A 13,047-nucleotide genomic window follows, 5' to 3' on the forward strand; every position below is an offset into this window, starting at 1 on the left:
CTCACACCCCCGCTCAGTCGTCGATCGCCGCGCCGAAGCGGGCGTCAGCGACCGGGGCGCCCAGCGAGCCGCCGTCGTACGTCCAGGAGCCCGTGGCGGTCACGCCCGCGGTGCCGGACGGGAGGAACCACAGCACGCCGTCGCCGGTGTTCTCGCCGGGGGCCGCGGCGAGGAGGCCGAAGGTGCCGTTGCGGTCCGGGTCGACCAGCCGGACCTGGCCGCCGAAGCGGTCCTGCTTCTCGGGGGCGCCCGGGACGCCCGCCGTGTCCTGGTTGAAGTCCTCGGCGCGGGTCGTGGTCAGCCCGGCCTTCGAGCCGCGGAGCACCCAGACGGCGCCGGCGTCCGCCAGGGTGCCGAGGTCCTCACCGGGGGCGCCGACCGCGAGGTCCGCGTACCCGTCGGCGTCGGTGTCGCCGAGGGAGAGGTCGGTGCCCCAGCCGTCGCCGCGCTCGGCGGCGCCGGGCACGCCCGGGGAGTCCTGGGTCCACCACTGCGGCGGGGTGCCCGGGCCCCCGGTCCCGGCGGGGCCGTCGGGGCTGCCGTAGTACACGCCGACGGTGCCGCCGGTGGTGGTCGCCCCGCCGTCGTCCGGGCTGTTCGGTTCGCCGGTGACCAGGTCGTCGTAGCCGTCGCCGTTGAGGTCACCGGAGGCGGCGACGGGCCCGCCGCGCAGGTCGCGCCCGTACACCAGGCCGTCCTCGCGGCCGGAGAACTGGACCGACCAGCCGTGGCCGGGCTCCTCGCCGGTGCTCTGGCCGGAGACCACCAGGTCGGCGAAGCCGTTGTGGTCGTAGTCGCCGGTGGTGAGGGACTGCGGGCGGATCACCCGCGGCCCGTCGGCCGCCGCGGTCCCGCTGCCGTTCTTCGCCCGGGGCCCGGTGTCCCGGGCCGCGCGGCCGGTGAGCAGCGATCCGGCGCGCTCGCGGACCGCGCGCTCCGCCGTGCCGTCCGCGTCCGCCCGGCCCTCCGCCCGGCCATCCGCTCGGCCGTCCGCCCGGCCCTCCGCGCGGCGCTCCCGGGCGCCCGGCTGTCCGGCGGGCTCGAAGGTGTAGAGCTCCAGGTCGTCGCGGTCCAGGACGGCCAGCAGGTCGCCCGGGGTGCCGGCGGTGAAGCGGGCCGCGGCCAGGCCCGCGCCGTAGGCCTCCCCGGCTCTGGGCGCGGCGGACTCCAGCCACTGGCTCGATGCCCCGCTCAGCCCCGCGGGGGACCCCCAGAGGACGACGAGGCCGCCCGCGTCGGCGGCGGTGCCGATGTCCTCGCCGGGGATGCCCACGATCGCGTCGTCGTAGCCGTCCGCGTCCAGGTCCCCCGAGGCCAGCGCCCTGCCGAAGGCGTCGCCCGGCTCGGCGGCGCCGGGCACACCCGCGGTGCCCTGGTGGATCACGGCCCGGTTCCCGGTGGTGATGCCCCGGGAGGAGCCGTACTGCACGGTGACGTACCCGGCGCCGCGGTCGCCGCCGACGGTGCCGCCGGGCGCGCCGGTGAGGACGTCCTCGCGGCCGTCGCCGTTGAAGTCGGTGTTGCGGTCGGAGGCCCTGGTCCCGCCGGGTGTCCCGGCGTGGGCGGCCGGGGCGGTGACGATCGCGGCACCGGTCAGCAGGAGGAACGAGGCCGCGGCGACGGCGGTCGAGCGGTACATGCGCACGAAACGGCTCCTTGTGATGAGGAAGGCCGGGCTGGTGCGGGGGGTGGGCGGAAAGGGCCCGTCCTTTCCGGCGCCTGTATGACGGCGGATACGGGGGAAGGGTTGTACGGAGTCGGCGGGCCGGGGACGGCGGAGGGCCGGGCTCCGGGGCGCGGGCCACGGGGCGGCGGACGGCGCCCGGGCCAACGGAACGCCGTGAACAGGGGAAACGCCCCCGGTGCCGGCCGGGGCGGGGCCGGTCCGCGCGGACCACGTTCCGCAACGCCGTTACGGGGTAGGCCTGTTGGCGGACAGGACCGGCCGCCGAGCCCGGACCGGGGACGCGCGGCCCGCCGCGGAGGCGGTGCGCGGACCTCGCCCCGGGTGCGGGGCGCGGCCGCGGTGCCTCGGAGAACGCAGGAGGCAGGCGGCGCCGTACGGGCCTGTTGTCGGCCGAGGGCCCGTGCGCCCACCGTTCGCCCACCGGACGTGGGCAGTGCTAGAAATAAGGATATGGCCGGACTTTTCGGCCGATCTTGGGAGCAGTCGGTTCTCTCGCCGGCCAACTGGCTCCCACGCAGTCGGCGCGAGCGCCCGCGTTCGGGACGAGAAGAGCGAGAAGGGCACGAACCGAAGGTCCCGCCGTCGTCCCCGGGGCGGCACTGGCGCTCGATGATGGATGTGCGCAGCGTCGCCGGGCAGGTGTTCGTCCTGCAGGTGGCGCTCGTGGTGCTGCTCGTCGTCGCCGCGGTTGTCGCCCTGGTGCTCCAGTCCCGGCACGACACCGGACGCGAGGCCCGCAACCGCTCGGTCGCCGTGGCCCAGTCCTACGCCAACGCCCCCGGCATCAAGGCCGCCCTGACCGGGCCCGACCCGTCGGCCGTGCTGCAGCCCCTGACCGAGGTGGGGCGGAAGGCGGCCGGGGTCGACTTCGTCGTGATCATGGACACCAACGGGATCCGCTACACCCATCCGATCCCGGACCGGATCGGGAAGCGGTTCATCGGCACCATCGAACCGTCGCTGAACGGGAAGGTCTTCACCGAGCGCGTGCACGGCCCCCTCGGCTACGAGGAGCAGGCCGTGGTGCCGGTCAAGGGCAACGACGGCAAGGTGCTCGGGCTGGTCTCCGCCGGGCTCAAGGTCAACAACGTCACCAGCGTCGTCGACCGGCAGCTGCCGATCATCTTCGGCACCGGCGCGGCGGCGCTGCTGGTGGCGACGGGGGGCACGGCGCTGGTCACCCGGCGGCTGCGCCGCCAGACGCACGGCCTCGACCCGGCCGAGATGGCCCGCATGTACGAGCACCACGACGCGGTGCTGCACGCCGTGCGGGAAGGCGTCCTGATCGTCGCGGCGGACCACCGGCTGCTGCTCGCCAACGACGAGGCGCGCCGGCTGCTGAGCCTGCCGGCGGACGCCGAGGGACGCGACGTCTCCGACCTCGGCCTGCCGGACCGCATGGCCGAGCTGCTGGTCTCCGGGCGGGCCGCCGGCGACGAGGTGCACCTGGTGGGGGAGCGGCTGATCGCCGTCAACCACGAGCCGACGGACCGGGACGGCGGACCGCCGGGCAGCGTGGCCACCCTCCGGGACACCACCGAGCTGCGGGCGCTCACCGGCAAGGCCGACAGCGCCCGGAAGCGGCTCAAGCTGCTCTACGACGCGGGGGTGCGGATCGGCACCAGCCTGGACGTGGTGCGCACCTGCGAGGAGCTGGCGGAGTTCGCGGTGCCCCGGTTCGCCGACTTCGTCACCATCGACCTGGTGGACCCCGTGCTGCACGGCGAGGAGCCGACCGGCAACGGCACGGACATGCGCCGCACGGCGACCAGCGGCATCCGGGAGGACCACCCGCTCTACCCGCTCGGCCGGCTCATCCACTTCGTCCCGTCCACCCCGCAGGCCTGGGGGTTCTCCAGCGGGCAGGCGGTCATGGAGCCGGACCTCACCGCGTTCGGGGGCTGGCAGGAACAGGACCCCGAGCGGGCCCGGCGGATCGTCGACTTCGGCATCCACTCGATGATCACCGTCCCGCTGCGGGCCCGGGGCGTGGTGCTGGGGATGGCCAGCTTCTGGCGCGCCGAGAAGCCCGAGCCGTTCGAGGAGGACGACCTGTCGCTGGCGGAGGAGCTGGTGGCGCGGGCGGCGGTCAGCGTCGACAACGCCCGCCGCTACACCCGCGAGCACACCATGGCCGTGACCCTCCAGCGCAGCCTGCTGCCCCGCACCCTGCCCGACCAGACCGCGCTCGACGTCGCCTACCGCTACCTCCCGGCGCAGGCCGGGGTGGGCGGCGACTGGTTCGACGTCATCCCGCTGCCGGGGGCGCGGGTGGCGCTGGTCGTCGGGGACGTCGTGGGGCACGGGCTGCACGCCACCGCGACGATGGGCCGGCTGCGCACCGCGATCAACAACTTCTGCACCCTCGACATGCCGCCCGACGAGCTCCTCTTCCACCTCGACGAGCTCGTGGCCCGGATCGACCAGGACGAGGCCCAGGAGGGCGGCGGCGAGGCGATCACCGGGGCCACCTGCCTGTACGCGATCTACGACCCGGTCTCGCGGACCTGCACCGCCGCCCGGGCCGGACACCCGCCGCCCGCCGTGGTGCACCCCGACGGCAGCGTGGACTTCCCGGAGCTGCCCAGCGGGCCGCCGCTGGGCCTGGGCGGCATGCCGTTCGAGACGGGCGAGCTGCGGCTGCCGGAGGACTCCCGGCTGGTGCTCTACACCGACGGGCTCATCGAGGACCGCGACCGGGACATCGACGAGGGCCTGGAGCTGCTGCGCACCGCCCTGTCCGGCCATCCGGAGCGGAGCCCGGAGGACACCTGTGACGCGGTACTCGAAGCGCTGATGCCGGACCGGCCGGTGGACGACATCGCGCTGATCGTCGCCCGGACGCACATCGTCCCGGAGGACCAGGTCGCCGAGTGGGACGTCCCGTCCGACCCGTCCGCGGTCGCCCGGGTGCGGGCGGATGTGACCCGGAAGCTGGGGGAGTGGGAGGTGGACGAGGACATGGTGTTCACCACGGAGCTCATCCTCAGCGAGCTGATCACCAACGCCATCCGCTACGCCACCGGCCCGATCCGGGTGCGGCTGCTCCGCGACCGCACTCTGATCTGCGAGGTCTCCGACACCAGCAACACCTCGCCGCATCTGCGGCGGGCGGCCACCACGGACGAGGGCGGCCGGGGGCTCTTCCTCGTCGCCCAGTTCGCCGAGCGGTGGGGCACGCGCTACATCGCCCAAGGCAAGATCATCTGGACCGAGCTGCCGCTCCAGGGCGGTGCCCGGCAGATCATGCCCTTCGACCTGGAGGCGGAGGAGCTGTAAGGGCATCTTGGGCCCGGCACCCCGACGGCCCCGGCACCCCCGTCCCCCTTCCTCCGGAAACGCCGACGGCCGGCCCCGCGCGATGCGGGACCGGCCGTCGGTGTTCTCCGGAGAGAGGCGGGGGACGCCGTCGGGCCCTCGGGCCGTACCGGCGTCTCCCCGGCTACTTCACCGGCTCGGGCTCCGGCTCGTCCGCCGGCTCGGCGTCGCCCGCCGGGTCGGCCGGCGGGGTCTTCACCGAGTCCAGGAGCAGCTGGGCCACATCCACGACCTGGAGCGACTCCTTGGCCTTGCCGTCGTTCTTCTTGCCGTTGACCGAGTCGGTCAGCATGACGAGGCAGAACGGGCAGGCGGTGGAGACGATGTCCGGGTTGAGGGACAGCGCCTCGTCCACGCGCTCGGTGTTGATGCGCTTGCCGATCCGCTCCTCCATCCACATGCGCGCACCGCCGGCGCCGCAGCAGAAGCCCCGCTCCTTGTGGCGGTGCATCTCCTCGTTGCGCAGGCCCGGCACCTTGGCGATGATCTCGCGCGGCGGCGTGTAGACCTTGTTGTGGCGGCCCAGGTAGCAGGGGTCGTGGTAGGTGATCAGACCCTCGACCGGGGTGACCGGGATCAGCTTGCCCTCGTCCACCAGGTGCTGGAGCAGCTGGGTGTGGTGGATGACCTCGTACTCGCCGCCGAGCTGCGGGTACTCGTTGGCGATGGTGTTGAAGCAGTGCGGGCAGGTCGCGACGATCTTCTTCTTGGACTTCTCGACCGTCACGCCCTCGTCACCCGCGGCGGAGCCGCTGTCGGACGGAGTTTCGCCGAACGCCATGTTCAGCATCTCGACGTTCTGCTGGCCGAGCTGCTGGAACAGGAACTCGTTGCCCAGACGGCGGGCGGAGTCACCGGTGCACGCCTCGTCGCCGCCCATGATCGCGAACTTGACGCCCGCGATGTGCAGCAGCTCCGCGAAGGCCTTGGTGGTCTTCTTGGCGCGGTCCTCCAGGGCGCCGGCGCAGCCGACCCAGTAGAGGTAGTCGACCTCGGTGAGGTCCTCGATGTCCTTGCCGACGACCGGGACCTCGAAGTCGACCTCCTTGGTCCACTCCAGCCGCTGCTTCTTGGCCAGGCCCCAGGGGTTGCCCTTCTTCTCCAGGTTCTTGAGCATCGTCCCGGCCTCGCTCGGGAAGGACGACTCGATCATCACCTGGTAGCGGCGCATGTCGACGATGTGGTCGATGTGCTCGATGTCCACCGGGCACTGCTCGACGCAGGCGCCGCAGGTGGTGCAGGACCAGAGGACGTCCGGGTCGATGACGCCGTTCTCCTCCAGGGTCCCGATCAGCGGGCGCTCGGCCTCGGCCAGGGCCGCCGCCGGAACGTCCTTGAGCTGCTCCGCGGTGGCCTTCTCCTCGCCCTCGGCGTCCTTGCCGCCGCCCGCGAGCAGGTACGGCGCCTTGGCGTGCGCGTGGTCGCGCAGCGACATGATGAGCAGCTTCGGGGAGAGCGGCTTGCCGGTGTTCCAGGCGGGGCACTGCGACTGGCAGCGGCCGCACTCGGTGCAGGTGGAGAAGTCGAGGATGCCCTTCCAGGAGAAGTGCTCGACCTGGGAGACGCCGAACTGGTCGTCCTCGCCCGGGTCCTCGAAGTCGATCGGCTTGCCGCCGGAGACCATCGGCTGGAGCGCGCCGAGCGCCACGTCGCCGTCCGCCTCGCGCTTGAACCAGATGTTGGGGAAGGCCAGGAAGCGGTGCCAGGCCACGCCCATGTCGGTCTTGAGCGAGACCGTGATCATCCAGATGAAGGACGTCGCGATCTTGACCAGCGCGAAGAAGTAGGTGAGGTTCTGCAGGGTGCCCAGGCTCAGGCCCTTGAAGAACGCGACCAGCGGGTACGAGATGAAGAACGCCGGCTCGTAGTGGTCCACGCCGTGCTGGGCGCCCTCCAGGGCGTGCAGCGTGACGATGCAGATGCCGACGATGAGGATGACGGTCTCGACGAAGTAGGCCTGGCCGGTGTTGGAGCCCGCGAACCGGGACTTGCGGCCGGCCCTGCCGGGCCTGCTCATCTGGCGGATGACGATCAGGGTCACGATGCCGACCGTCGTCAGGGTGCCGATCAGCTCGACGAACATCTCCCACGGCAGCCAGTCGCCGATGAACGGGATCAGCCAGTCGGCCTGGAAGAGCTGGCCGATGGCGTTGACGATCGTCAGGAGCAGCGAGAAGAAGCCCACCGCCACGAACCAGTGCGCCACGCCGACGACGCCCCAGCGGTTCATCCGGGTGTGGCCGAGGAACTCCTTGACCACGGTGATGGTGCGCTGCGTGGGGTCGTCCGTGCGGGAACCGGCGGGTACGGGCTGGCCGAGCCGTACGAAGCGGTAGATCTGCAGGATGGCACGGCCGAACAGCGCGACGCCGACCGCGATTAGGACCAGCGACACAATGATCGCGGCGAGTTGCATTAGGGGGCTCCTCGGGCCTGCGAGAGCTGTCTGGGAGGCTGTGTCCCCCTGCGGGCGGGCACCGGGACCCCAGACTTACTAAGCGGTAACTTTTCCAGTCTTGCTGACATTACCCAGGATCGCAGGCCGCATGAAGCCGCCCGGCCGGTGATCTGCGTCGCCCAGGCAACCCTTCGCTGCCGCCGCCGGCCCCGGCCGCCCCGCCCCGCGGACCCCGCCATTCCGGCCGTGACATGCCATCCCGCATAAGACTTGAGTAAGGGTGACTCAGGTCTGTTGACAGGGAAAAGTGGATCATGCACGCTTGAGTCTGTTCCGCTCAAGTCCTCTGGAGGAAGCGATCATGGCACGTGCGGTCGGCATCGACCTGGGTACGACGAACTCCGTCGTCAGTGTTCTCGAAGGCGGTGAGCCCACCGTCATCACCAACGCCGAGGGCGCCAGGACCACGCCGTCTGTTGTGGCCTTCGCCAAGAACGGCGAGGTGCTCGTGGGCGAGGTCGCGAAGCGCCAGGCGGTCACCAACGTCGACAGGACCATCCGGTCGGTCAAGCGCCACATGGGCACCGACTGGAAGATCGACCTGGACGGCAAGGACTTCAACCCGCAGCAGATGTCTGCGTTCATTCTGCAGAAGCTGAAGCGGGACGCCGAGTCCTACCTCGGTGAGAAGGTCGCGGACGCGGTCATCACCGTCCCGGCCTACTTCAACGACTCCGAGCGCCAGGCCACCAAGGAGGCCGGCGAGATCGCGGGTCTCAACGTTCTGCGCATTGTCAACGAGCCGACCGCGGCCGCCCTCGCCTACGGGCTGGAGAAGGACGACCAGACCATTCTGGTCTTCGACCTCGGCGGCGGCACCTTCGACGTCTCGCTGCTCGAGATCGGCGACGGCGTGGTGGAGGTCAAGGCCACCAACGGTGACAACCACCTCGGTGGTGACGACTGGGACCAGCGCGTCGTCGACTACCTGGTCGAGCAGTTCAAGAACGGCCACGGCGTCGACCTGGCCAAGGACAAGATGGCTCTCCAGCGCCTCCGTGAGGCCGCGGAGAAGGCGAAGATCGAGCTGTCCTCGTCCACCGAGACCACGATCAACCTGCCCTACATCACGGCGTCCGCCGAGGGCCCGCTGCACCTGGACGAGAAGCTCACCCGGGCCCAGTTCCAGCAGCTCACCTCGGACCTGCTCGAGCGCTGCAAGACCCCGTTCCACAACGTCATCAAGGACGCCGGCATCCAGCTGTCCGAGATCGACCACGTGGTCCTCGTCGGTGGCTCCACCCGGATGCCCGCCGTCGCCGAGCTCGTCCGCGACCTGACCGGCGGCAAGGACGCCAACAAGGGCGTCAACCCGGACGAGGTCGTCGCCATCGGCGCCGCCCTGCAGGCCGGCGTGCTCAAGGGCGAGGTCAAGGACGTCCTGCTGCTCGACGTCACCCCGCTGTCCCTCGGTATCGAGACCAAGGGCGGCATCATGACGAAGCTCATCGAGCGCAACACCACGATCCCGACCAAGCGCTCCGAGATCTTCACGACGGCCGAGGACAACCAGCCGTCCGTGCAGATCCAGGTCTACCAGGGCGAGCGCGAGATCGCGGCGTACAACAAGAAGCTCGGGATGTTCGAGCTCACCGGCCTCCCGCCGGCCCCGCGCGGCGTCCCGCAGGTCGAGGTCACCTTCGACATCGACGCCAACGGCATCATGCACGTCGCCGCGAAGGACCTCGGCACGGGCAAGGAGCAGCGGATGACCGTCACCGGTGGCTCCGCGCTGCCGAAGGACGACATCGACCGCATGATGCGCGAGGCCGAGCAGTACGCGGAGGAGGACCACAAGCGCCGCGAGGCCGCCGAGACCCGCAACCAGGCCGAGCAGCTCGTCTACCAGACGGACAAGTTCCTCAAGGACAACGAGGAGAAGGTCCCGGGCGACGTCAAGACCGAGGTCGAGACCGCGCTCACCGAGCTGAAGGAGAAGCTCGAGGGCGACGACACCGCCGAGATCCGCACCGCGACCGAGAAGGTCGCCGCGGTGAGCCAGAAGCTGGGCCAGGCGATGTACGCCAACGCCCCGGCGGACGGCGCGGGCGCGGCCGGTGCCGGTGCCGAGGGCGACGGTGAGGCGAAGGCCGACGACGACGTCGTCGACGCCGAGATCGTCGACGAGGAGAAGCCGAAGGGCGGTGCCGCGTGACGGAGGAGACCCCGGGCTTCGACGAGCAGCCCGACGGCTCTCCCTCCTCGCCTCCCTTCGAGGAGGGGTCCGCCGCCGCGCAGGGTCCGCACGCCGCGGGCCGGGACGGCGCGAAGGCCGACGGGTCCGCCGACCAGGCGGGCCCGGCGGCCCCGGCGGGGGACGAGCTGCAGACCGTGGGCCTGCAGGCGCAGCTGGACCAGGTGCGGACGGCGCTCAACGAGCGCACGGCCGACCTCCAGCGCCTCCAGGCCGAGTACCAGAACTACCGCCGCCGGGTGGAGCGGGACCGGATAACGGTCAAGGAGATCGCCGCGGCGAACCTCCTGACCGAGCTGCTTCCGGTGCTCGACGACATCGGCCGGGCGCGGGAGCACGGTGAGCTGGTCGGCGGCTTCAAGTCGGTCGCCGAATCGGTGGAGGCCACGGCCGCCAAGATGGGGCTGCAGCAGTTCGGCAAGGAGGGCGAGCCCTTCGACCCGCTGATCCACGAGGCCCTGATGCACAGTTATGCGCCCGACGTCACCGAGACGACGTGCGTGTCGATCCTCCAGCCGGGGTATCGCATCGGCGAGCGGACGATCCGTCCCGCACGGGTCGCCGTGGCCGAGCCGCAGCCCGGAGCGTCGCCCAAGGGCGACGGGGGCGACGGGCCGGACGAGGAGAGCGGTGGCCCGGACGAGGGCTGACGCAGCAACAGGGACAGCAGGAGAGGAGGGGCGTCGGGAATGAGCCTGAGCAGGGACTTGCTGGAAAAGGACCTCTACAAGGTTCTCGGCGTCCCCAAGGACGCCACCGAGGCGGAGATCAAGAAGGCGTACCGGAAGCTCGCCCGCGAGTACCACCCGGACGCCAACAAGAACGACGCCAAGGCCGAGGAGCGCTTCAAGGAGATCTCCGAGGCCAACGACGTCCTGGCCGACGCCAAACGCCGCAAGGAGTACGACGAGGCGCGCGCGCTCTTCGGCAACGGAGGGTTCCGTGCCGGTCCGGGCGCGGGCGGCTCCGGCAACTTCAACTTCGACCTGGGCGACCTCTTCGGAGGCGCCCAGGGCGGGGGCGGAGCGGGCGCGGGCGGCTTCGGCGGCGGCGGAATCGGTGACGTCTTCGGGGGACTGTTCAACCGCGGGGGCCCCGGCACCCGCACCCAGCCGCGCCGCGGCCAGGACGTCGAGTCCGAGGTGACGCTCAGCTTCACCGAGGCGGTCGACGGGGCCACGGTCCCGCTGAGGATGTCCAGCTCGGCCGCGTGCAAGGCCTGTTCGGGCACCGGCGACAGAAACGGTACTCCTCGGGTGTGCCCGACCTGTGTCGGCACCGGTCAGGTCAGCCGCGGCGGCGGTGGCGGCTTCTCCCTCACCGACCCGTGCGTGGAGTGCCGCGGCCGCGGGCTGATCGCCCAGGATCCGTGCGAGACCTGCAAGGGCAGCGGGCGCGCCACCAGCTCCCGCACCATGCAGGTGCGGATCCCGGCGGGGGTCGCCGACGGCCAGCGCATCCGGCTGCGCGGCAAGGGCGCGCCGGGCGAGCGCGGCGGGCCCAACGGCGATCTGTACGTCGTGGTGAACGTCGATCCGCACCCGGCCTTCGGCCGCAAGGGCGACAACCTCACCGTCACCGTGCCCGTCACCTACCCGGAGGCGGCGCTCGGCGGCGAGGTCAAGGTGCCCACCCTCGGCGGCCCGCCGGTCACGCTCAAGCTGCCGGCCGGGACGCCCAACGGGCGCACCATGCGTGCCCGCGGCAAGGGCGCGGTCCGCAAGGACGGCACCCGCGGCGACCTGCTGGTCACCGTGGAGGTCAGCGTCCCCAAGGACCTCGGCGACGAGGCGAGGGAAGCGCTGGAGGCCTTCGCCGAGGCCACCGCGGGGGAGGACCCGCGGGCCGAGCTGTTCCAGGCCGCGAAGGGAGCATGAGATGGACGGCCGAGGATTGCCCGGAGGCAGGGGCGGCAGGAGCCGCAACCCCTACGAGCTGACCGACGAATCGCCCGTCTACGTCATCTCGGTCGCCGCTCAGCTCTCGGGTCTGCACCCGCAGACCCTGCGGCAGTACGACCGGCTGGGCCTGGTCTCCCCGGACCGCACGGCGGGCCGGGGCCGGCGCTACTCGGCCCGGGACATCGAGCTGCTCCGACAGGTGCAGGAGCTGTCCCAGGACGAGGGCATCAACCTCGCCGGCATCAAGCGCATCATCGAACTGGAGAACCAGGTGACGGCGCTCCAGCAGCGGGTCGCCGAGCTCCAGCAGGCGGTCGAGGGCGCGGCGGCGGCCATCCAGCAGCGCGAGGCCGCGGTGCACGCCTCGTACCGCCGGGACCTGGTGCCGTACCAGGACGTCCAGCAGACCAGCGCGCTGGTGGTCTGGCGGCCGAAGCCGAAGCGCTCGGAGTAGCGGGCGCCGGACAGCACGACAGGGGCCGGGAGGACGATCGTTCCTCCCGGCCCCTGTGTCATGCGCCGTGTCATGCGCCGTGTCATGTGCCGTGTCGTGTGCCGCCGGGCGGGCCCGGCGGCGGTGCTACTGCTCCGACTCGTTGCGGATCCACTCGTTGCCGCCCAGCGGGTAGTCGTAGTGCGGACTGCCGCCCGTGCCGCTGGTGCGGAACGGCTTGCCGTGGTCGTCGATCCGCACCGTGCCCTGCCGGTCGCCGCTGGACCAGCGGAGCTCCAGATACCAGCTCACGTCGTGGGTCTGGGTGCCGGCGAGCACGTAGAAGACCTCGGGGTCGGACTCACTGACCTTGTACGGGAAGTCGCGCTGCCCGTCCCGCGGCGAGGTCTGGGGGCGGCCGGCGTCGAGGTCGACGCCGAACGAGCGGGTGACGACGTCACCGCCGCAGCCGACGCCCATGCTGTACACGTTCCGGTCCAGCGGTGCCCGGCTGCTCACCACATGGACGTCCAGGCCCTGCACCACCACGGTGTCCTTCCCGGTGCCCTGGACGGTGAGTTCGACGAGCTGGTCACCGGCGGAGACGGCGTCCAGCGACCGCACCCACCGCGGGGCATCCTGCTCGCCGGGCGGCGGTCCCACGTCGTCCGGCGAGCGGTCCACCAGGTACTTCCGGCTGCACGGGGGGTTCTCCCAGGCGTAGGGGCGGGTGGCCACCGTCACCGAGGCCGGGGCCGAGGAAGGGCTGGTGCCGGCGGACGGGGGATCCGCCGGCGAGCCCGGGACCGGGCCGTCCTCGCCGCCCTTGCCGCGGGACGCCGACACGCTCGGCTTCGCGGAGCGCGAGGGGGACGCGGAGGGAGAGGTCGTGGCCCGGGGCGGCTCGTCGTCGGAGACGGTGTCGTTGCCGACGGGGGCGCTGCCCGCGGGCCGGCCGATCTCGGGGTCCGAGATCTGGCCGACGACGAGCCCGGCGGCTCCGAGGAGCGCGGCGGCGGCAGCCGCGGCGAGGGCGAGCCGTCGCCCGGCCCACGC

The 13,047-nt window shown here is 71.9% G+C and carries 7 protein-coding genes and 1 pseudogene; 5 read left to right on the forward strand and 3 right to left on the reverse strand.

The window, feature by feature from the left end; translation table 11 throughout:
- Nucleotides 1-13 precede the first annotated feature (13 nt).
- A complete protein-coding gene (locus ABT112_RS07990) occupies nucleotides 14-1,645 on the reverse strand; it encodes an FG-GAP repeat protein (protein ID WP_351506783.1) in 1,632 nt (543 codons plus the stop codon).
- Nucleotides 1,646-2,296: 651 nt separating this feature from the next.
- Here ABT112_RS07990 and ABT112_RS07995 point away from each other — a divergent pair.
- Nucleotides 2,297-4,966 carry a SpoIIE family protein phosphatase gene (locus ABT112_RS07995; RefSeq protein WP_351506784.1) on the forward strand — a complete coding sequence of 890 codons (2,670 nt, stop codon included), beginning with the start codon at nucleotides 2,297-2,299 and terminating at the stop codon, nucleotides 4,964-4,966.
- Between the two features lie 163 nt (nucleotides 4,967-5,129).
- Here ABT112_RS07995 and ABT112_RS08000 read toward each other — a convergent pair whose 3' ends face one another.
- Nucleotides 5,130-7,421, reverse strand: coding sequence for a heterodisulfide reductase-related iron-sulfur binding cluster (locus tag ABT112_RS08000; RefSeq protein ID WP_351506785.1), 2,292 nt, complete (start codon nucleotides 7,419-7,421; stop codon nucleotides 5,130-5,132).
- 343 nt (nucleotides 7,422-7,764) lie between these two features.
- Between ABT112_RS08000 and dnaK the strand changes: the two genes are divergently transcribed.
- Genes dnaK through ABT112_RS08020 form a run of 4 tightly spaced genes read left to right on the forward strand, consistent with a single transcriptional unit; the run spans nucleotide 7,765 to nucleotide 12,012 of the window.
- On the forward strand, nucleotides 7,765-9,618 hold the full coding sequence (dnaK, locus tag ABT112_RS08005; protein WP_351506787.1) for a molecular chaperone DnaK: 1,854 nt from the start codon (nucleotides 7,765-7,767) through the stop codon (nucleotides 9,616-9,618).
- Entirely contained in the window at nucleotides 9,615-10,307 is a 693-nt protein-coding gene (grpE, locus tag ABT112_RS08010; protein ID WP_351506789.1) for a nucleotide exchange factor GrpE, read from the forward strand. Before dnaK ends, grpE begins: the two co-directional genes overlap by 4 nt.
- 39 nt (nucleotides 10,308-10,346) lie before the next feature.
- Nucleotides 10,347-11,534, forward strand: a complete 1,188-nt coding sequence (dnaJ, locus tag ABT112_RS08015) for a molecular chaperone DnaJ (protein WP_351506792.1) — start codon at nucleotides 10,347-10,349, stop codon at nucleotides 11,532-11,534.
- A gap of 1 nt (nucleotide 11,535) precedes the next feature.
- Nucleotides 11,536-12,012 (forward strand): heat shock protein transcriptional repressor HspR, encoded by a 477-nt coding sequence (locus ABT112_RS08020; RefSeq protein ID WP_351506793.1) that lies wholly within the window; start codon nucleotides 11,536-11,538, stop codon nucleotides 12,010-12,012.
- A 126-nt stretch (nucleotides 12,013-12,138) separates the two neighbouring features.
- Here the strand turns inward: ABT112_RS08020 and ABT112_RS08025 are convergent.
- Nucleotides 12,139-13,047, reverse strand: a pseudogene (locus tag ABT112_RS08025) (transcriptional regulator); the annotation flags it as partial.

The sequence above is a fragment of the Streptomyces sp. NPDC002055 genome, from assembly GCF_040296705.1.
GTDB lineage: Bacteria > Actinomycetota > Actinomycetes > Streptomycetales > Streptomycetaceae > Streptomyces.